The organism is Citrobacter freundii complex sp. CFNIH2, assembly GCF_002880615.1.
GTDB classification, from domain to species: domain Bacteria; phylum Pseudomonadota; class Gammaproteobacteria; order Enterobacterales; family Enterobacteriaceae; genus Citrobacter_A; species Citrobacter_A amalonaticus_F.
Map to the genome: position 1 here is coordinate 1,520,130 of NZ_CP025757.1, position 21,297 is coordinate 1,541,426.

11 protein-coding genes and 2 tRNA genes are annotated in these 21,297 nt (G+C 54.1%); 8 read left to right on the forward strand and 5 right to left on the reverse strand.

Features of this window, described 5'->3' with window-relative positions; all coding sequences use genetic code 11:
- Positions 1–263: 263 nt before the first annotated feature.
- Positions 264–1,097: a C40 family peptidase gene (locus WM46_RS07600; protein WP_102601899.1), complete on the forward strand. Its 834-nt coding sequence runs from the start codon at positions 264–266 to the stop codon at positions 1,095–1,097.
- 126 nt (positions 1,098–1,223) lie between these two features.
- Complete coding sequence (gene sodB / locus WM46_RS07605) at positions 1,224–1,805, forward strand: superoxide dismutase [Fe] (RefSeq protein ID WP_102601900.1); 582 nt, start codon at positions 1,224–1,226, stop codon at positions 1,803–1,805.
- Positions 1,806–1,851: 46 nt separating this feature from the next.
- On the opposite strand, the gene WM46_RS07610 is transcribed toward sodB, so the two are convergent.
- Both WM46_RS07610 and WM46_RS07620 read right to left on the reverse strand, forming a co-directional pair.
- Positions 1,852–3,018: an MFS transporter gene (locus WM46_RS07610; protein WP_102601901.1), complete on the reverse strand. Its 1,167-nt coding sequence runs from the start codon at positions 3,016–3,018 to the stop codon at positions 1,852–1,854.
- A 168-nt stretch (positions 3,019–3,186) separates the two neighbouring features.
- A complete protein-coding gene (locus tag WM46_RS07620; protein ID WP_086512609.1) occupies positions 3,187–3,276 on the reverse strand; it encodes a YnhF family membrane protein in 90 nt (29 codons plus the stop codon).
- A 293-nt stretch (positions 3,277–3,569) separates the two neighbouring features.
- Between WM46_RS07620 and purR the strand changes: the two genes are divergently transcribed.
- On the forward strand, positions 3,570–4,595 hold the full coding sequence (purR, locus tag WM46_RS07625) for an HTH-type transcriptional repressor PurR (protein ID WP_042319232.1): 1,026 nt from the start codon (positions 3,570–3,572) through the stop codon (positions 4,593–4,595).
- Here the strand turns inward: purR and punR are convergent.
- Positions 4,592–5,524, reverse strand: coding sequence for a DNA-binding transcriptional activator PunR (gene punR, locus WM46_RS07630; RefSeq protein WP_043000814.1), 933 nt, complete (start codon positions 5,522–5,524; stop codon positions 4,592–4,594). The genes purR and punR overlap by 4 nt on opposite strands.
- Before the next feature lie 111 nt (positions 5,525–5,635).
- Here punR and punC point away from each other — a divergent pair, with 111 nt between their 5' ends.
- The gene (gene punC, locus WM46_RS07635; RefSeq protein ID WP_102601903.1) at positions 5,636–6,841 is read left to right on the forward strand and encodes a purine nucleoside transporter PunC; all 1,206 of its coding nucleotides are present in this window, start codon (positions 5,636–5,638) and stop codon (positions 6,839–6,841) included.
- A gap of 291 nt (positions 6,842–7,132) precedes the next feature.
- A complete protein-coding gene (gene cfa, locus WM46_RS07640; RefSeq protein ID WP_102601904.1) occupies positions 7,133–8,281 on the forward strand; it encodes a cyclopropane fatty acyl phospholipid synthase in 1,149 nt (382 codons plus the stop codon).
- Positions 8,282–8,322: 41 nt separating this feature from the next.
- Here the strand turns inward: cfa and WM46_RS07645 are convergent, their stop codons facing one another.
- Positions 8,323–8,964, reverse strand: coding sequence for a riboflavin synthase subunit alpha (locus WM46_RS07645; RefSeq protein ID WP_102601905.1), 642 nt, complete (start codon positions 8,962–8,964; stop codon positions 8,323–8,325).
- Positions 8,965–9,182: 218 nt separating this feature from the next.
- Between WM46_RS07645 and mdtK the strand changes: the two genes are divergently transcribed.
- The 3 genes from mdtK (at position 9,183) to WM46_RS07665 (ending at position 10,865) form a co-directional block, all read left to right on the forward strand.
- Entirely contained in the window at positions 9,183–10,556 is a 1,374-nt protein-coding gene (gene mdtK / locus WM46_RS07650) for an MdtK family multidrug efflux MATE transporter (RefSeq protein ID WP_061078031.1), read from the forward strand.
- Positions 10,557–10,707: 151 nt separating this feature from the next.
- Positions 10,708–10,784: transfer RNA gene (locus WM46_RS07660), tRNA-Val, on the forward strand.
- A gap of 4 nt (positions 10,785–10,788) precedes the next feature.
- Positions 10,789–10,865: transfer RNA gene (locus tag WM46_RS07665), tRNA-Val, on the forward strand.
- Positions 10,866–11,298: 433 nt separating this feature from the next.
- On the opposite strand, the gene WM46_RS07670 is transcribed toward WM46_RS07665, so the two are convergent.
- Complete coding sequence (locus tag WM46_RS07670) at positions 11,299–20,466, reverse strand: invasin domain 3-containing protein (protein WP_187394464.1); 9,168 nt, start codon at positions 20,464–20,466, stop codon at positions 11,299–11,301.
- Between the last annotated feature and the right edge of the window lie 831 nt (positions 20,467–21,297).

Below are 21,297 nucleotides of genomic sequence, written 5' to 3' on the forward strand. Positions count from 1 at the left end.
ACATTTTCATTACGCTTTACTATTTTATCGTCTGAACGCATAAGTTGCATTCCCAATAATGGTTTCCTCAGTGCCAGTGCCGAAAGTGTGCGCTAAATAAGCAGATTTAGCTTTGGCTGCTGTTTTTTTTTGCACTCAATAGCGAAACCGTATTTTTAACAATAAAAGCTATTAACTTTATCTGTTTCTATAGATTAGAATCATCAGGTTTTGTAAATCACACGCAGGTATGATTGCGACCTGCCTTAACAGAGGAATGCTCAGTGGCGCGGATAAACCGACTTTCCCTCACGCTCTGTGCTTTACTATTTACAACGATTCCCTTTATGCCAATGGCACATGCGTCCAAGCAAGCCAGGGATACGGCTGGTCTTACGGATAGTAAGAAAACCAGCAACAAAAAGAAAAGTACGGCAACAGCAAAAAAAACGAATAAAACCAGTCAAAAAACCGTTAAGAAAACGACCAGCAAAACCAGCACCAGAACCGCCTCTTCTTCTAAGAAAAAAATCACCGCCCCTGCCAAAACCAGCAAAACAGCCAGTCATAAAAGCAAAACCGTCACCGCGAAGAAAACGGCCGCTGTCAGCTGGAGCGAAAAGTGCACCCCGCGTAAAGGGCACAAGCCGACGTGTGTGAAAGTGAAGAACACGGCGTCAGGAAAGATTGCCGATGCGCATAAAGTGAAAGTGCAAAAAGCGACCAGTACGGCGATGAATAAACTAATGAGCCAGATTGGCAAGCCGTACCGCTGGGGAGGCACGTCGCCGCGCACCGGTTTCGATTGCAGCGGTCTGGTCTATTACGCTTATAAAGATCTGGTGAAATTCCGTATTCCGCGCACGGCAAATGAAATGTATCACCTGCGTGATGCCGCACCGATTGACCGTGAGGAATTAAAAAATGGCGATCTGGTGTTCTTCCGCACTCAGGGGCGCGGGACCGCCGATCACGTCGGCGTTTATGTCGGCAACGGCAAATTTATCCAGTCACCACGCAGCGGTCAGGAAATCCAGATCACGTCGCTCAGCGAAGATTACTGGCAACGCCACTACGTCGGCGCTCGCCGGGTCATGACGCCCAAAACCATTCGTTAAAACTTTACCCTGTTGTTAACGCAACAGGGTAAGTTCATCTTTTGTCTCACCTTTCAATTTGCTACCCTATCCTTACGCACAATAAGGTTATTGCGCGAAATACTATTAATAATAAGGAGAGAAGCAATGTCGTTCGAATTACCTGCACTACCGTATGCCAAAGATGCGCTTGCGCCGCACATTTCCGCCGAGACGCTGGAATATCACTATGGCAAACACCATCAGACCTATGTCACCAACCTGAACAACCTGATTAAAGGCACCGCCTTTGAAGGGAAATCGCTGGAAGAGATCGTACGCAGCTCGGAAGGCGGCGTGTTCAATAACGCTGCTCAGGTCTGGAACCACACGTTCTACTGGAACTGCCTGGCACCGAATGCAGGTGGCGAGCCAACCGGCAAACTGGCTGACGCGATTGCCGCCTCTTTCGGCAGCTTTGCTGAGTTCAAAGCGCAGTTTACCGACGCGGCGATCAAAAACTTCGGCTCTGGCTGGACCTGGCTGGTAAAAGGAAATGATGGCAAACTGGCTATCGTTTCAACCTCCAACGCCGGCACGCCGTTGACCACCGACGCCACGCCGCTGATGACCGTCGACGTATGGGAGCATGCGTACTACATTGACTATCGCAATGCGCGTCCTGGCTACCTGGAACACTTCTGGGCGCTGGTAAACTGGGAGTTTGTGGCGAAGAACTTCGCTGCGTAAATGTGATAACGCAGAAGGGACTCCCTTCTGCGTTTTTGTCCTGCCGTTAACTGGCGACACACACCTGTTCGGGTTGTTTTCTCGCCGAGACAAACACCAGCAGCAGCGCCATACCCGCCACGATCGCCCCCATCACCGGAACAAAACTGTAGCCCAACCCGCCTGAAATAACAGCTCCGCCCGCCGCAGCGCCCAGCGCATTTCCAAGGTTAAATGCACCAATGTTCACGGAAGATGAGAGACCTGGCGCTTCATGAGCCACACGCATGACACGCATTTGTAACGGAGGGACGACCGCAAAGGTCGCTGCACCCCAGACCACCATGCTGACCGCCGCGCCCAGTTCATTCTGAGCCAGGAATGGGATCGCCAGCATAATCACCATCAGCAACAGCAAAAATCCCTTCAGCGTGCCGTTAACCGAGCGATCGGCCAGTTTTCCGCCAAGGTAGTTGCCAATGGAGAAGCCCACACCGATCAGAACCAGCATCCCGGTCACAAAAGCCGGCGTCGCATGGGTGATGCTTTGCAGAACAGGTGAAATATAGGTATAGAGCGTGAACATGGCGCCCGCCCCCAGTACTGTAGTCAGCAGCGCCGAGAGCACCTGAGGACGCATCAGCACCGCCAGCTCTTTTTTCACTTCCGGACGCGCCCCGGCACCGCCTTTTGGCAATGAGAAGAAGAGACTCAGCATCGAGATAACGCCCAGCCCCGCCGTCGCCATGAACGACATCCGCCAGCCGATGGTTTCACCCAGCCAGGTTGCCGCCGGCACACCGCCGATATTGGCGATGGTCAGCCCCATAAACATGGTGGCAACGGCGCTCGCCTGTTTGTGCTTCGGCACCACGCTTGCCGCCACCACCGAACCCAGGCCAAAGAATGCGCCGTGGTTAAGGCTGGTTAAAATACGTGACAACATCAGCGTGGTGTAATCCGGTGAAATTGCCGAAAGCACGTTACCGAGCGTAAAAATAGCCATCAGAAAAATGAGCGCATTACGGCGTCCGCGATGTGACAGCAACAGCGTCATCAGCGGCGCGCCGACCATCACGCCTACCGCATAAGCGCTAATCAGCATACCTGCCGCAGGGATGGACACATCAACGCCACGCGCGATGACGGGCAGCAGACCCATTGGCGAGAATTCGGTGGTACCGATGCCGAACGCGCCGATGGCCAGCGCCAGTAACGGATAATTAATTTTCATGCAGTGATGACTCCGGCTCTTCGCGACAGGGCGCGATGCTTAACTAAGAGTCAAAAGCATGACATCAATCACAAAAAAAGAGAAGTTAACAAAAATACAAAAGACTTTTGCAGATTCAATAACAATATGGCGGGAGGTTCGAGGGAGCAGGAACTCCCCCGAGGGGGATCAGTGCAGTGCCGCCGTCAGGCCGCCCGCAACGATTAAAGCCAGAACAATAAACGTGGTCACTAATGAAAATTTCAGATCGGTGCTCATCAACTTTTCTCCTTTTTATTCCCACACAAAAAGTGATATAGCGCATTTTTACACACTTGAGTGTAAAAATCTCCCACGATTTAGAGTGATATGTGCTTTTAATACTTCCCCTTTTCGTAAAGATCAGACAAAATTCGACGCTTACTTGATTAGCGTACCGGCCATTGACCCCTTCCTGACGTTCCGTGTCGTTTCCCGGCGTGCCGCAGCCCTGATGTTGGGCACAGGATGAGTAAAGGCAAACGTTTACTTAGCGTAATTTAATGTTCAGGTTGGGTCTGGAGTGAGATTTAATGGCAACAATTAAAGATGTAGCGAAGCGCGCAAACGTTTCCACTACAACCGTGTCACACGTAATTAACAAAACGCGTTTCGTCGCTGAAGAAACACGCAATGCAGTGTGGGCGGCAATCAAAGAATTGCACTATTCCCCCAGCGCGGTTGCCCGCAGCCTGAAAGTCAACCATACCAAGTCTATCGGTTTGCTGGCGACGAGCAGCGAAGCCCCCTATTTTGCCGAAATTATTGAAGCGGTTGAGAAGAACTGCTTCCAGAAGGGCTATACCCTGATCCTCGGCAACGTCTGGAACAACCTGGAAAAGCAGCGTGCCTATCTGTCCATGATGGCGCAAAAACGCGTTGATGGCCTGCTGGTAATGTGTTCCGAATACCCCGATCCCCTGCTCTCAATGCTGGAAGAATATCGTCATATCCCGATGGTGGTGATGGACTGGGGCGAAGCCAAAGCCGACTTCACCGATACGGTGATTGATAACGCCTTTGAAGGCGGTTATATGGCAGGCCGTTACCTCGTTGAGCGCGGACATCGCGAAATTGGCGTGATCCCAGGATTGATGGAGCGTAACACTGGCGCAGGCCGTCTGGCCGGTTTTATGAAGGCGATGGATGAAGCGCTGATTAAAGTGCCTGAAAACTGGATTGTACAAGGCGACTTCGAGCCGGAATCCGGCTACCGCGCCATGCAGCAAATTCTGTCGCAGGCGCATCGCCCGACGGCGGTCTTCTGTGGCGGCGATATCATGGCGATGGGCGCCCTGTGCGCCGCCGATGAAATGGGTCTGCGCGTCCCGCAGGACGTGTCGCTGATAGGCTACGACAACGTGCGCAACGCCCGCTTCTTTACGCCGGCGTTGACCACTATCCACCAGCCAAAAGATTCGCTGGGTGAGACGGCCTTTAATATGTTACTGGACCGTATCGTCAATAAACGCGAAGAGTCGCAGTCTATTGAAGTCCACCCGCGCCTGGTGGAGCGCCGCTCCGTTGCGGATGGCCCGTTCCGCGACTACCGTCGTTAAGCCTCTTCTGCGGGAGTCTCATCTGGCTCCCGCAACCACTCTTTGTTCAGCGTTTCACTGTCTCCCAGATAATCCAGCAGCCAGATCAGCGCAGGTGACATATCATTCTGCTGCCAGGTCAGGCAACAGGCCGCATCCGGGAACGGATTCTCCAGATTTAACGCCACCCACTGCCCCTTGTTGAGATACGGCTTGGCGAAATGCGTCGGTACCATGCCGACACAGAGTCCGGCGCTAATACAGGTCGCGGAGGAATCCCAGTCCGGTACCACTACCCGCTTCTGGTTGTCCAGCAGCCAGGTCACGCGCTTCGGCAGAGTGCGGGACGTATCTTCCAGCACCAGCGACGGCCAGTTGCGCAATGTGTCATCGCTTAACGGCCCGCTCATGGCGGCCAGCGGATGCGTACTGGCAACGACGCAACACCAGCTCAGCTTACCCATATCGCGGAATGTGTATCGTCCTCCCACCGGGATCGCCTGGGTTGCCCCGATGGCGAGTTCGACCCGGCCATCTGACAGCGCGTCCCAGACGCCATTAAACACCTCCTGAAAGACCAGTAGCTCCACGTCATCAAAGTGGCGGTAGAAATCGACGATCAATTGCCGCGTGCGTTCCGGTCGCACGATATTGTCCACCGCGATGGGAAGTTGCCCACGCCAGCCGTTGGCGATCTGCTGACACTGCTGGCGCGTGATCTGCATTTTTTTGATGACAGAGCGGCCTTCTTTCAAAAACCAGGCGCCCGCCGGGGTTAACACTACATCACGATGGCGACGTTCAAAAAGCGGGACAGCCAGCCACTCTTCCAGTTGGCGAACCGTGTAGCTGACCGCCGAAGGCACCCGGTGCAACTCCTGGGCCGCAGAACTAAAACTCCCGTTGCGCGCCACGGCATCGACGACTTCCAGCGCATATTCTGACCACATAATCTGCCTACAAAATTTTTGAATGCAATAAACAAATATTACCGTTTCACAAGCCGAAATTCACTCCCTACACTCTGCGCCAGTGTGATTAATCAAAATTAGAGAACAACTATGCAACCAGGAAAAGGGTTTTTAGTCTGGCTGGCAGGGCTCAGCGTGTTGGGTTTTCTGGCAACCGACATGTATTTGCCCGCATTTGCCGCCATTCAATCTGACCTGCAAACACCGGCCTCTGCCGTCAGCGCCAGCCTGAGTCTGTTTTTAGCAGGCTTTGCCATCGCACAACTGCTGTGGGGACCGCTCTCGGACCGTTACGGTCGAAAACCGATCCTGCTGCTGGGCCTGTCTGTCTTCGCTCTTGGCAGCCTGGGTATGCTGTGGGTTGAGAGCGCAACGGGCCTGTTAGTCCTGCGTTTTATTCAGGCCGTGGGGGTCTGCGCAGCGACCGTCATCTGGCAGGCGCTGGTCACCGATTACTATCCTTCGCATAAAATTAACCGCATTTTCGCGACCATCATGCCGCTGGTTGGGCTGTCCCCTGCACTGGCGCCGTTATTAGGCAGTTGGATCCTGACCCATCTTTCCTGGCAGGCGATCTTTGCCACGCTGTTTTTCATCACGCTGTTGCTGATGCTGCCCGCGCTGTTTTTAAAGCCCACCACCCGAGCTCGCGATGACAGCAACGACAAACTGACGTTCACCACGCTGCTGCGCGCGAAAGCGTACCGCGGCAACGTCCTGATTTACGCCGCCTGTTCCGCCAGCTTCTTTGCGTGGCTGACCGGTTCTCCGTTTATTCTGAGTGAAATGGGCTACAGTCCGGCAGTAATTGGACTGAGCTACGTACCGCAAACCATCGCGTTTCTGATTGGCGGCTACGGCTGTCGCGCCGCGCTGCAAAAATGGCAGGGACAACAGCTCCTGCCCTGGCTGCTGGTTATCTATGCGCTGAGCGTGGTGGCAACCTGGGCGGCAAGTTTCATCCATCACATCACGCTTGCAGAGATCCTGATCCCCTTCTGTATAATGGCGATTGCCAACGGGGCGATCTACCCGATAGTGGTAGCCCAGGCGCTGCGTCCATTCCCGCAGGCGACGGGTCGTGCCGCGGCCCTGCAAAATACCCTGCAATTGGGTCTGTGTTTCCTGGCAAGCCTGGTGGTTTCCTGGCTTATCAGCACGCCGCTGTTGACCACGACCAGCGTGATGCTGTCTACGGTGGTACTGGCTGGACTGGGCTATAAGATGCAACTGCAGCCTTCGAGCGTCAGTGAGCAGCAGGATAATCGCGGGATTGCCCACAGCGAATCCCATTGATATCACTCATAATCACCGTTAATTAGTCGGCTAACAATTTTTGGTTGTATCATCGTTTTTTGAGGCCTATACTAAATTTCGGTTGTTAAAATTACGATAATTATTATGTGTTAACGGGAACCGGAGCGTTCCCGGTTCACCATGGATGGCCTTTTCGGCAAGGGGTCCTCCCTTCCTCTGTTCTACGTCGGATAATAGACTCGCGGAATGTTTCCGTGAGATTTCTCACAAAGCCCAAAAAGCGTCTACGCTGTTTTAAGGTTCTGATCACCGACCAGTGATGGAGAAACTATGAGTTCATCGTGTATAGAAGAAGTCAGCGTACCGGATGACGACTGGTACCGTATCACTAACGAATTATTAAGCCGCGCAGGCATCGCCATCAACGGCTCTTCACCCGCAGACATACGCGTCAAAAACCCCGATTTTTTCAAACGCGTGTTACAAGAGGGGTCGCTCGGTCTGGGTGAGAGTTATATGGATGGCTGGTGGGAGTGCGATCGGCTGGATCAGTTTTTTAGCAAAGTCCTGCGCGCAGGACTGGAAAACCAACTTCCGCACCATTTCAAAGATACCCTCCGCATCGCGGCCACTCGCCTGTTCAATCTGCAAAGTAAAAAGCGGGCGTGGATCGTCGGTAAAGAGCATTACGACCTCGGTAACGATCTGTTCAGCCGTATGCTCGACCCGTATATGCAATATTCCTGCGCGTACTGGAAAGACGCGGAGACTCTGGAGACGGCGCAGCAGGCCAAATTGCGGTTAATCTGCGAGAAATTGCAGCTGCAACCCGGTATGCGTGTGCTGGATATTGGCTGCGGCTGGGGTGGTTTATCACACTATATGGCGACGAATTACGGCGTCAGCGTGGTTGGCGTGACGATTTCCGCCGAGCAGCAAAAAATGGCGCAGGCCCGCTGTACCGGGCTGGATGTGTCGATTCTGTTGCAGGATTATCGTGATTTGCACGATCAGTTTGACCGCATTGTCTCAGTAGGCATGTTTGAGCACGTCGGTCCTAAAAATTACCTAACCTATTTCGAGGTGGTTGATCGCAATCTGAAACCCGAAGGGCTGTTCTTATTACATACCATCGGTTCGAAAAAAACCGACAATAATGTCGACCCCTGGATCAATAAATATATCTTCCCGAATGGTTGCCTCCCGTCAGTGCGTCAGATAGCCAACGCCAGCGAAGCGCACTTTGTGATGGAAGACTGGCATAACTTCGGCGCGGATTACGACAAGACGCTGATGGCATGGTACGAGCGTTTTCTCGCTGCCTGGCCTGAAATTGCCGATAACTATTCCGAACGTTTTAAACGGATGTTCAGCTACTACCTGAACGCCTGCGCCGGCGCGTTTCGCGCCCGCGATATTCAGCTCTGGCAGGTGGTATTCTCACGCGGCGTTGAAGACGGCCTGCGCGTAGCCCGCTAAACCTTCTCCAGCCCCCGCCGTCTCGTGGGGGCTGGAGGGTTTTACGCTTCGCTGGCGGTTTTCGCTATCGCCGCTTCACGCGCAGCCAGCACACGTTCTACCGTATCCACCACCGCCTGCGTTTGCGGATCGATTTCGATATTGACGCGCGCGCCCAGTTTTTTCTTACCCAGCGTTGTGCGTTCCAGTGTTTCCGGAATGAGATGCACGCAAAAACGCGTCGCGGTGACTTCACCAACGGTCAGGCTGATCCCATCAATCCCAATAAAACCTTTGTAGAGGATATATTTCATTAGCGTCGGATCCTGGACTTTAAACCAGATCTGACGGTTATTCTCGGAGGTTAAAATCTTTGACACTTCCGCGGTGGTCATGATGTGACCGGACATCAGATGTCCGCCAATCTCATCGCTGAATTTTGCCGCACGCTCGACGTTCAGCAGGTCACCCACTTTCAGATCGCCCAGATTGGTGATCCGCAGCGTTTCTTTCATCAGATCAAAGCTGATGCGATTGCCGTTAATTTCGGTGACGGTCAGGCAGCAGCCGTTATGCGCCACCGATGCGCCCGTTTCCAGCGCGTCCAGCATGTATTCAGGTAATTCCACGACATGGGTGCGAAAATTTGGTTTTTCATCGATCGACACCAGTTTTGCGGTGCCCTGCACAATACCTGTAAACATACCTGCAACTCCTGAATTCAGTTAAGCCATTTCTGCCTGCCACAATAGCAGTTGGAAAATCAGGTTGCCAGCGAAGTGCCCCTTGACCTGTTTTTTCACTGGTGAAATTAGCATTCATCGCTACAATAGACTGAAATTTCCCCTTACATCTTCTTCTTGCTGCCACCCGTGGCGGCTTTTTTAGTCTCTCAAATAAAAACAAAATGATAGGTGTACACGTGCAGAAGTATATCAGTGAAGCGCGTCAGTTATTGGCTCTGGCAATACCGGTGATTCTTGCGCAAATCGCCCAAACCGCAATGGGGTTCGTCGATACCGTGATGGCGGGGGGTTACAGCGCCACCGACATGGCGGCAGTCGCCATTGGGACCTCCATCTGGCTGCCCGCCATTCTGTTCGGCCACGGGTTGCTGCTGGCGCTGACCCCGGTGATTGCTCAGCTTAATGGTTCCGGACGCCGCGATCGCATTGCGCATCAGGTGCGCCAGGGCTTCTGGCTGGCAGGTTTCGTCTCAGTGCTGATTATGGTTGTGCTGTGGAACGCGGGCTATATCATCCACGCGATGCACAATATTGATCCGGCCCTGGCGGATAAGGCCGTCGGCTACCTGCGCGCATTATTATGGGGCGCGCCGGGTTATCTGTTCTTTCAGGTCGCGCGTAATCAGTGCGAGGGTCTGGCGAAAACTAAGCCTGGCATGGTGATGGGCTTTCTCGGCCTGCTGGTCAACATCCCGGTGAACTATATCTTTATTTACGGCCACTTCGGCATGCCTGAACTCGGCGGTGTCGGCTGCGGCGTGGCAACCGCAGCGGTCTACTGGGTGATGTTCTGCGCGATGCTCTGGTACGTGAAGCATGCACGTTCGATGCGCGATATCCGTAATCAACAGCGCTTCAGTAAACCTGATAACGTCGTGATGAAACGTCTGGTGCAGCTCGGCCTGCCGATTGCGCTGGCGCTGTTTTTTGAAGTCACGCTGTTCGCCGTCGTGGCGCTGTTGGTTTCGCCACTGGGCATTGTCGATGTCGCCGGTCACCAGATCGCCCTGAACTTCAGTTCGCTGATGTTTGTATTGCCGATGTCGCTGGCCGCGGCGGTCACCATTCGTGTAGGCTATCGTCTGGGACAAGGTTCAACGCTGGATGCGCAAACCGCTGCCCGTACCGGTTTAGGCGTTGGCGTCTGCATGGCGTGCCTCACCGCCATCTTTACCGTGTCGCTGCGTGAGCACATCGCCCTGCTCTATAACGACAATCCGGAAGTGGTGACCCTAGCGGCACAGCTGATGCTGCTGGCGGCGGTTTATCAGATTTCGGACTCCATCCAGGTGATCGGTAGCGGGATACTGCGTGGCTATAAAGATACGCGCTCGATTTTCTTTATCACCTTTACCGCATACTGGGTGCTGGGGTTGCCAAGTGGGTATATCCTTGCGCTGACCGACCTGGTGGTGGATCGGATGGGGCCAGCAGGATTCTGGATGGGCTTTATCATCGGTCTGACCTCGGCGGCAATTATGATGATGCTGCGGATGCGCTTCCTGCAACGTCAGCCGTCAACGGTGATTCTGCAACGCGCTGCGCGATAAAACGACAATAGCCGCCAGCCGGCGGCTATTCTCTCGACATTTTGCGCACTTCCTCCGCAATCGAGTGAAATCAGGAAGAAAATTACCATTTCCCTCTTGCCACCTCCCGGCTCTGCCGCTAATATTCGTCCCCGTTGTCACACACAACGTTGCGTTCATAGCTCAGTTGGTTAGAGCACCACCTTGACATGGTGGGGGTCGTTGGTTCGAGTCCAATTGAACGCACCATTTTGCGTCCGTAGCTCAGTTGGTTAGAGCACCACCTTGACATGGTGGGGGTCGGTGGTTCGAGTCCACTCGGACGCACCATTTCACTGCCTGGTGATAGTGGTGCCTGTTTCTCCTCTTGCTGTTCTCTTATTTTTCTCTGAAATTATTTCTCATTCATTCAATTTCGCGTAATGCCGACTGCGGAGAATCGCGTCGTTTTCAGCGCGATACATTCCCTCAAGACGTCTTTGTATGACCCCTGGGTTGTTAAAAAATCCGTCATCTTATTGAGATTACGGATTTCTTCATGATTTGGATATGTAGTGGGCAGAGGTTGTAAGTGTATTGCAGGATTTCATAGTATCCGAGTGTGAGTTTATCGATGCCTTCTATCCCTCTCTTTCAATGGCATTTCAGTAAATATGGTCAGTCTGGAGGAAATACCAGAAAAGAGAGTATAAAAACAGACCACCCTGGTTGAGGAGAGTGGTCTGAATATTAGTTTCTAACACAGCAAAATTTAAATACTAATTTAGAAACTGATAAAGCATGCAGTTCCAGTATTAGATAGGACACTATCATAGTATTCTCTATTACCACCGTCTATAGACCTTACTATTAGGTGGTAGCTCACCCCCATATCTGAAACCCTATACCACTTATCGGCAATATTGCCAAGCAAGCTTCCCCATTCCGCCCACAAACTCCCCATCCCGCGGATGTTGGTACCACTGGTCATTTGAGCTTTGTTAGGCATTGCCGCGTTTTGGCTGGAACAATAACTATTCGTATCATCCCAAGATAAATGATTATTCAGGTCCAATAGATACCAAGTTCCAATTGTAAATGTGAATGCCAGAGACTGCTCACCCGTTGAGTTTGATATTGCTGTAATCGTTACCTTTTTGGTACTACTGGTCGCATCACCAAAAGTGACTAATCCTGCACTAGTTACAGTCACCCAACTCTGGTTACTCGACCAGGTGTAATTTGATGCTGTTTTCCCAGAAGGCATATTCAGCGTAAATTTCGCACCGTTGAAACCCGTATCAGGGAAATTACTTCCGATCGCAAAGGTGTAACCATTCGAGTTGATATCCTTAAATAGTGCACCTTCCAGTGTCACTGTATCTTTTATATCACCCAAATTCGCACCACCAATTTGCGGTCTAACCGTCAGAGTATCCACCACTTTGCCTTTCAGGATCCGAGTATAGGTTCCTGGTGTAGTAGTACTTTCTTCCAGTGCTCCCCCCCAGGAAATGTTGGAAGTCACTTCATTATCGCGACTGTCTTCAACATAAATGCTCAATTTATCAAGGTTATCCGGTCCATAGCCAGAAACAGCATTACCATACGCATCCTTCAGTTCGATAGTGATAGTCGAACCCTCTGAGTTATCCGCCTTAATAGACTTAGGACTGGTGCTAATAGACGACTGCGCCGCATCTGGTGCCCCAGCGGTTAACGTCACTACCGTGCTCACAGTACCGAGCGGAGTACTGTTAATTAGCGGCGTTACCGTCCAGGCACCGACCAGCGTTCCTTTCAGCGTCGCTGTATAAGACCCCGGTGTGGTATCCGAAGCTTTCACATTCACCACCTCAACCTTCCCTTCCGGCACCGATGTGCCCGCGCCGTCGGTTACTGTAAAGCTCAGACTGTCGGTCAGCCCCGGAATCGCGTTGCCGTTGGCGTCAGTCACCACCAGGGTCAGGGCGCTAGGGGTATTATCCGCCATCACCGTTGATGGGTTGGCGCTCAACGTCCTGGCCATCGGCACACCCGCCGTCAGCGCCACCGTCGCGCTCAAGCCGTCAATTGCGCTGCTGTTAAACAACGGCTTCACCGTATAGTCCCCAACAAGCGTGCCCTTTATCGTCGCGATATAGGTTCCCGGCGTGCTGCTTTCCGTCACACCGCTCAGTACCACTTTGCTGCTGTCAGGTGCAAGACCCGCACTATCGGTGATTTCCAGCGACAGTGCAGATGTCTGGCCCTTCATGACATTCCCGAATTTGTCTTTCAATTCCAGCGACAGGGTACTGACGGATAAACCATCCGCCACGACCGAAGCCGGATCCGCGCTAAAGGCTGACTGTCCTCCATCCGGTATCGAGTCTGCCGTCAGAATGACATCAGCGCTCAGCGAACCAATCGCACTGCCGCCCAGCTTCGGCGTCAGCGTGTAGGTATCGACCGACGTTCCTTTCAGCGTGGCGGTATACGTACCCGGTTCGCTGCTGCTTTCCGACAGCGTCGTTAACGTGACTCTGTCCTCCGCTGGCACCTGGCCCAGACTGTCTTTGATTTCCAGCGTCAGGTCTTTAGCCCGGCCTGAGATAGCGTTGCCGTACACATCCTGCATTTTCAGTGTCAGGACACTTGGGGTCACATTGTCTGCCACAATGCGCTCCGGGGCGGCCGTAAAGGTGGAGACGGTATCATCCGGCGCACCGGCGGTCAGCGTGACGGTGGCAGTCAAATCCCCCATTACCGAACCGTTATATTGCGGCGTTACCGTATACACATCCGCCAGCGTTCCGGTCAGCGTCGCGGTATAAACCCCCGTGGTGCCTTCTTCGCTCACTTCACTCAGCGTCACGCCGCTGGCAGGGGTTGTCCCTTTGCTGTCCTTCAGAGCCAGCGTCAGTTTCGTTGCCAGTCCGCTTACGACGTTGCCGTATTTATCTTTCGCCGTCAGCGTCAGGGTACTGCGGGTCACATTATCCGCCGCTACCGTATCCGGGTTTGCTACAAAGGTCGTCTCCTTGCCAGTATCCGGCTCGCCCGCCTCCAGCGTCACCTTCTGACTTGCCAGTCCGGCAATCGCCGTACCGCTAAGATGTGCCGTCAGATACCACTCGCCAGCCTGCATCCCCCGAAGCGTCGAGGTGTACGTTCCTGGTTCGCTTGCCGATTCTGTCATGCTGTCGATAGTTATTTTACCGGGAGCTGGCGCAACGCCGCCGCTGGCCTGATCCGTCACTTCAACCGACAGCGCTGTCGCTTTGCCCGTCACCGCATTGCCGTTCGCATCCTTCAGTACCAGTGTCAGCGCGCTGGTCTCTGCGTTATCCGCCACAATGCTGTCCGGCGCGGCGCGGAAGTCAGACTGCCCGCCATCCGTCTCACCGGCCGTCAGCGTCACGGTGGCGCTCAGCCCATCAACTGCACTGCTGTTGTACAGCGGTTTCACCGTGTATACGCCGGTCAGTGTCCCTTTCAGCGTCGCGGTATACGTCCCTGATGTGGCACTTTCCGTCACGTTGCTCAGCACCACCTTGTTGCTGTCAGGCACCGTCCCGCTGCTGTCTTTGACCTCCAGCGACAGGCTGTTAGCAATCCCGGAAATGACGTTGCCATAGGCATCTTTCGTCGTCAGCGTCAGCGTGCTGGCATCCGTGTTGTTGGCGCTCACGGAAACCGGTGCCGCTGCGAAAGTGGACTGAAGTCCGTCTGGCTTCGCATCCGCCGTCAGTGTCACCGCCCCGCTCAGTCCCGCAATCACGGTACCGTCAAAAGTCGGTTCCACTGTGTAGACGCCCGCCAGCGTACCTTTCAGCATCGCCGTATAGACGCCCGGCGTCGACGTTTCACTCACACTCCCTACCATAACTTTATCGGTTGGCGGCACGGCATCCTGACTGTCCGTGATGCGCATCTTCAGACGTAATGCAATCCCGCTGATGCCATTACCGTTCGCATCTTTCGCGGTCAGGGTCAGGGTACTCGTGTCACGGTTGTTGGCGATAACCGGCGTGGTCACCGTAAAGGACGACTGGGTACCATCCGGCGTGGTGTCAGCATTCAGGGTAACGGTGGCGGTCAAATCCTCCATTGCGCTACCGCTGAATTCTGGTGTCACGTGCCACACGTCCGCCTTCTTGCCTTTCAGCGTCGCCGTATATGTCCCCGGCGTGGCAATTTCCGTCAACCCGGTTATGGTCACGTCACTCTCGGCAGGCGCATTCCCGGCACCGTTTTTGATCGCAAACGTCAGATTTCCCGTCTGGCCACTGAGCACATTACCGAATGAATCCTTCAGCGTCAGGATCAGGGTACTGCTGTCAGTATTGTCGGCAGCAATGCTGTCCGGTGTCGCCATAAAGGTTGACTGTCCGTCGTCCGGCGTGCTGCCGGCCGTCAGGGTTACCGTGGCATTCAGGCTGCCGATCGCGTCACTGTTGAGTTCAGGCGTCACGGTGTACGTATCGGCCAGCGTGCCTTTCAGCGTGGCGGTGTAGACCCCCGTCGTTCCGGTTTCCTGCAGCGCGGTTAAAGTCACTTTGTCCGAAGCCGGGCTCGTGCCCTGGCTGTTCTTCAGCGTCAGCGACAGGTCACCCGCTTCGCCGGTCATCGCGTTGCCGTTCACATCCTGCAACGTCAGCGTCAGGGTACTTACCGCGCTGTTGTCTGCCGCGATGCTGATCGGATCCGCCACGAAGGTGGATTTCGAGGTGTCCGGCGTGGTGCCGGCTTTCAGGGTCACGGTGTCGCGCAGGTCACCCAGCGCGCTGCCGTTATACAGCGGCTTCACGGTATATGTACCGGTCAGCGTCCCCTTCAGCGTCGCCGCATAGAGACCCGGCGAGCCGGTTTCACTGACGCCGCTGACAATCACTTTACTGCTGTCCGGCGTGGCGGACTGACTGGCCTGCACTTCAATACTCAGGCCGGAAGCCAGCCCGCGCACGTGGTTGCCAAAGTGGTCTTTCGCCGTGAACAGCAGCGTACTGGTGGCCACACCGTCGGCTGCCACCGTGTGCGGCTGCGCCGTAAACGCTGAGGTGGTCACATCCGGCGTGATGCCTGCCGTCAGGGTCACGGTATCACTCAGGTTACCGATCGCCCCGCCATTAAATTTCGGTGTCACGGTGTAGACATCGGCAAGCTGGCCTTTCAGGGTCGCGGTGTAGGTTCCCGGCGTACCTTCGGTCAGCGTGGTGACGGTCACGTTGCCGTCTGCCGGTGCCGCGTTCAGGCTGTTCATTATCTCCAGCGTCAGCGCGGAGGCAATTCCGGTCACCGCGTTACCGCTGGCATCTTTCGCCAGCAGCGTCAGGGTGCTGGTTGCCGAGTCATCCGCCGCGATGGATGTCGGGCTGGCGCTGAAGGTGGAGGCTGAACCGTCCGGCGTGCTGCCGGCCGTCAGGGTTACCGTGGCATTCAGGCTGCCGATCGCATCACCGTTGAGTTCTGGCGTCACGGTGTACGTATCGGCCAGTGAACCTTTCAGCGTGGCGGTGTAGACCCCCGTCGTTCCGGTTTCCTGCAGCGCGGTTAAGGTCACTTTGTCCGAGGCCGGGCTCGTGCCCTGGCTGTTCTTCAGCGTCAGCGACAGGTCACCCGCTTCACCTGTCATCGCGTTGCCGTTCACATCCTGCAACGTCAGCGTCAGGGTACTTACCGCGCTGTTGTCTGCTGCGATGCTGACCGGATCCGCCACGAAGGTGGATTTCGAGGTGTCCGGCGTGGTGCCAGCTTTCAGCGTGACAGTGTCACCCAGTTCGCCCATGACGGCACCGTTGAACTGCGGTTTGACCGTATAGGTATCAGCCAGTTGCCCTTTCAGGGTCGCCACGTAAGTGCCCGGCGTTGCCCCTTCGGTCACTGCGCTCAGCGTTATCACCCCTTCCGCTGGGGTTTCTCCTTTGCTGTCTTGTACATCGATCGCCAGACTGGCGGCGATTCCAGGAATGCCGTTGCCGTTTTTGTCTTTCACGTTCAGGCTCAACAGACTGACCGCCGTGTTATTCGCCGCTATCGATTTGGGTGTCGCGCTGAATGTAGAAAGTGAATTATCCGGTGTGGTACCCGCTGTCAGCGTTACGGTATCGCTCAGATCGCCAAGGGGACTACCATTAAACATGGGCGTCACGGTGTAGCTGTCCGCCAGTTCGCCTTTCAGCGTCGCGGTGTAGGTTCCCGCGGTACCTGTTTCTGTCAGGCGAGTTAACGTCAATTTGCTACTGTCTGGCGCAGTGCCCTGGCTGTTTTTCATCTCCAGCGTCAGGTTGGCGGCAATCCCCGAGACAGCATTGCCGGACACGTCTTTTGCCGTCAGCGTCAGCGTACTGGTTTCGGTGTTGTTCGCCGCAATGGAGGTCGGGTTGGCGCTAAAGGTTGATGCCGAACCATCTGGCACTGTGCTTCCTGTCAGGTGCACCGTCGCGCTCAGTCCATTAATCGCGCTGCCATTGAGCAATGGTTTAAGCGTATATGTTCCGGCAAGCGTGCCCTTGAGCGTCGCGATATAGGTACCGGCGGTCGCGGTTTCTGTCACGCTGCCCACGGTGACTTTATCCGACGTTGGCGTATTGCCGCTACCATCCTTGATTTCCAGCGTCAGTTCCGGCGCAAGGTTGGTGATGGCATTCCCCCAGCCATCTTTTGCCTGCAGGGTCAGCGTACTCATATCAAGATTATTCGCCGGGATGGAAACGGGATCAGCGTTAAAAGTCGACTGCACGCCATCCGGGGTTGTCCCCGCTTTCAGAACGACACCATCACTCAGCGGGTTAATTGCATTGCCGTCAAACAGAGGCGTTAACGTATAAGCCCCGGCACGCGTGCCTTTCAGCGTAGCCGTGTAGGTTCCAGGAGTCGCAGACTCTGCGATTGTGCCGATCACCACGTTATCCGCAGTCGGTACTGTACCGTCGCTGTCTTTCAGGGCAAATGACAGTTTTCCTGCTGAATCGGTGATGGCATTTCCTGCACTGTCTTTTATGACCAGCGTCAGCGTGCTGGACTCACTGTTATCGGCCGTAATGATTTTCGGACTGGAGTGGAATGTGGAACGTGTTCCGTCCGGCGTGGAGCCCCCGGTCAGGGTCACCGTAGCGTGGAGATCCCCCATCGCTGCCGCATTGAACTGAGGTATCACCGTGTACGTTCCGGCAAGAGTCCCTTTCAACGTGGTGGTATAAGTGCCTGCCGTCGACGTTTCGGCGAGTTTACCGAGCGTCACTTTATCGGCAGCAGGCGTGTTGCCGCCACTGTCTTTCATAATAAGCGACAGGCTGGAGGCGATCCCGGCAATGGCGTTGCCATTTTCGTCTTGTACGGTCAGCGTCAGGGTACTGGCGGCAATATTATCCGCCGCGACGGAAGTCGGACTGGCGCTGAAGGTCGATTTACCGACATCTGGAGTGCGTGACGCCGTCAGCGTGACCGTATCGCTGAGATTGCCAATGTCGCTACGGTTGAACTGTGGTTTGACTTTATAGCTGCCGGCAAGCGTCCCCGTCAGCGTGGCGGTATAGATCCCTGCCGTTGCGGTTTCCGTCAGACTGCTGATGCGAAGGCTGTCGTCTGCTGGCGAGTGTCCCTGACTGTCCGTAACTACCGCAGTCAGACTATCCGCTACGCCGGTGAGGACATTCCCGCCGCTGTCTTTTAAGGTCAGCGTCAGAGTGCTGCTGGCGATACCATCGGCTGGCAGCAGTTTTGGACTAAGACTAAAGGTGGACTGTTCTGCGTCCGGCGTGTTGCCAGCAGTCAGCGTCACGGTGTCTGCCAGCGTGCCGATGGGGTTGCTGTTGTACAGCGGCTTCAGTGTCCAGGTATCCGCTTTACTGCCTTTCAGTGTGGCCGTGTAGGTGCCTGCGGTTGCGGTTTCCGTCATGTTCGTGACGGTAATGGTGCCGGATACCGGGGAAACATTGTGACTGTCGGTAATCGCCACAGAAAATGCGCTTGCGACGCCCGACAGCGGGTTGCCGGATGCATCTTTCGCCACCAGCGTCAGTGTGGAAGTTGCCGTGTTATCTGCGGTCACCGTTTTCGGGTTAGCTGCAAATGTCGATGTATTGCCATCCGGAGCCGCTTTAATAATGATGAACCGAACGGAAGGCAACGGCGTTTTACTGACTGTTGGCGTCAGCGTCACCAGTTCTGGCTGAGTGCCTGCGGTGACCGTGACCTCATAGACACCGACCGATTTGCGGGTCAACGCTGAGATCGTCGCCTGCGATTCAGATGACGCCTTCAGCCCTTTCGAGCCGCCCTGCACACCGCTGGTCGACGCGGGTAAGTTACTGTGGGTAGTGGTCAGGGTGATATCAGTCAGCGGAACATCGACGGGTTGTTTCTGATCGTCCACCAGCGTTAGCGTCGCTACCCCATGGGTTTTCCCGTCGGCAGGTAAATAGCTGGTTGTGGGTGACGATTTCAGCGGTGAATCTGGCAGGAAAGTGGAATTTGCGACATTGACTGCCGCGGTATTTACCGTCACCTGCGTGTCGCTCGGGTCGGAATGGTTGTCGTTATTATCAACCGCGACACCGGTGATGGTGTAAGAATTGCTGGCCCCCTGCTCACTTTTCCAGGACGGCAGCAGCACGTCATAACTGGTTGTGGAATTAGCGATAATTTTCCCACCCGCCGCCAGTAGCGTAGCGGCAGACCAGTCGATCCGCTTGACGCCATGCTTACTGTTCACTGCCACGCCCAGCGATTTCCGTTCGCCGCCGTTACCAGTCACCAGCGCCGCGGTTTTCAGGCGAATCACATCCTGCTTGCGATATTCGAGCACAATGTTGCTATTACGATCGACCAGATCATAACGACTGCCCGCCAGCGTATGCATACCCGCCACGCCATCCGGATCGATCTGATGCAACCACGGAACGCCCAGTTGATAGTTCAACTCCAGCGCCAGGCGGGTTTCGTCATCGTCTGAAGTGCCCTGCTGCTGCTCAGCACGCAGAGTCATTAGCGGGATCGGCGTGTAGTTAATCCCGGCGGTGATGGCATGTGGGTTGTGCTGACGATTGTCTTTATCAGACAATGCCACTTCATCACCGTAATATTGTTCATAGATAATCCGACCGCCTAACTGCGGCAGCGCCGGTAACCAGCCTTCGGCGCGCAGATCCCAGCCGTTGGCTGGACGTTCTTCATAATCGTCAACATCCGGGGAGTCTTTCCAGTTACTCAACCGCTGGTAGCTGTTGGCGCTCAGTTTCAGGAAGTCGCGACCGTATTCCAGGCCAAGTCCGAGACGCGAATGATCGCGGGATAAATCGTAATCGAGGAAGGTATTCCCCCCCACCATCCAGCTATCAGTAAAATAGCGGACACCCAGTCCGAGGTTGGACTGGGTGCGATCGTCTGTACGATGAAGACTGCCCTGTGAGTAAAACAGCGTACTCTCCTGCTCCCATATGGGCAGCAGCAGATCAAATTCTGAATTTTTAAGCGATAAACCGTCGTCAACGCCCAGTTGCACGCGCGCGGTTCCGTAGCGACCGAGGATCTGCTGCAGATGGTTACTGGCTTCTCCAGCAACCATCCCGACAGCCATCGACTGCGCAGCCTGTCCGTCAGGACTGCTACTGAGGAAGGAGCCCGCTTGTGAGGCCAGTCCGGCGATTTTTTGTTCCTGTTCATCCGGAGCGTTGGCGGTATCCGGTTTGTTATCGGCATTTTTCACGTTTTGTGCCGCAGGAACATCCAGCTCATCACCGGGTTGTAAGCCAGTAAACCCGTGGGCAAAGGTCCTGAACTGATTGAGCTTACGCAGTTCTTCCACGCTCAGATGGTATTGACGGGCAACGCTCTGCACGGACTCGCCGCGAGACAAGGTGTAGACCCGTGTGGCGCGTTCAGCATCCTGGGCGCTTACGACTGTCGTTGCCTGTGCATGGACGATGGCAGGCGTAAAGGTACACGCTACAGGGAAGAGTAATTGCATCAGGATATTCAGCCAGACAAAAAATCGCGCTAATCCCGTGCATACCTTGCCATCCGTGAAAACAGGTTGGTGAGAATCCTTTCCATTCTTCATTTGTACTCGCCCCATACTCATCAGTTTGATTAATCAAATTGCCCCGCGATACCTCACAAACCGAAATACAAAGTTAATATCAATTTATTTACTCAATATGTATAAACGGCATGCAACGGATGCAAAAAAAAGTAACCCTCTGTTGTTAAGAGAGGTTTCTTTGCTTGCATTGCGGAATTCGATCCCAGACAGATAATTCAGAAATAAAATTTCATTAATGATAAAAATATCTTCTACGCAGATCTATCGTTTCACTTTGCTTAACAGTCCAAATTTGGACTATTTTCTGAATTATTGACCGGATAACATGGGAGGCATCATCATTGCGGGCTACGAGAACACGCACAGTGATTACAGCAGCGTCAGCTCAGGATGAAGAACGTGTTGGCTTTCACCTGTCAGCCATAAAACCCTGTGACTTGATGAACGTGTTTATAGTTCCATGCCGCTTTCAGGCTTTTCATTTTTACATGAACACGTCACGATAACGTGTAATTTAGGATTGAAATAATCTTATCAAAAGAAAAAAACAAACAATTCATTCGTGCGTTTATCAAAAGAACACGCGATAGAAATTGTCATTTATCGTCGGAACATCCATTCCTCCAGATAATAACAAAAACAGATTTAGCGTTTATTTGAATCATCCGACAGGCTGCGATTTACGTTATTTCAACGCAGTAAAACTCGTCAATGCGCCATGAAAACAAGCACCTACAGTCAATAAAAATGTCATCG

Bases quoted from the DNA above. Each gene is read 5' to 3' on its own strand.
- sodB (WP_102601900.1), top strand. From the start codon at position 1,224: ATGTCGTTCGAATTACCTGCACTACCGTATGCCAAAGATGCGCTTGCG.
- WM46_RS07610 (WP_102601901.1), bottom strand. From the start codon at position 3,018: ATGAAAATTAATTATCCGTTACTGGCGCTGGCCATCGGCGCGTTCGGC.
- WM46_RS07620 (WP_086512609.1), bottom strand. From the start codon at position 3,276: ATGAGCACCGATCTGAAATTTTCATTAGTGACCACGTTTATTGTTCTG.
- purR (WP_042319232.1), top strand. From the start codon at position 3,570: ATGGCAACAATTAAAGATGTAGCGAAGCGCGCAAACGTTTCCACTACA.
- punR (WP_043000814.1), bottom strand. From the start codon at position 5,524: ATGTGGTCAGAATATGCGCTGGAAGTCGTCGATGCCGTGGCGCGCAAC.
- punC (WP_102601903.1), top strand. From the start codon at position 5,636: ATGCAACCAGGAAAAGGGTTTTTAGTCTGGCTGGCAGGGCTCAGCGTG.
- cfa (WP_102601904.1), top strand. From the start codon at position 7,133: ATGAGTTCATCGTGTATAGAAGAAGTCAGCGTACCGGATGACGACTGG.
- WM46_RS07645 (WP_102601905.1), bottom strand. From the start codon at position 8,964: ATGTTTACAGGTATTGTGCAGGGCACCGCAAAACTGGTGTCGATCGAT.
- WM46_RS07670 (WP_187394464.1), bottom strand. From the start codon at position 20,466: ATGCAATTACTCTTCCCTGTAGCGTGTACCTTTACGCCTGCCATCGTC.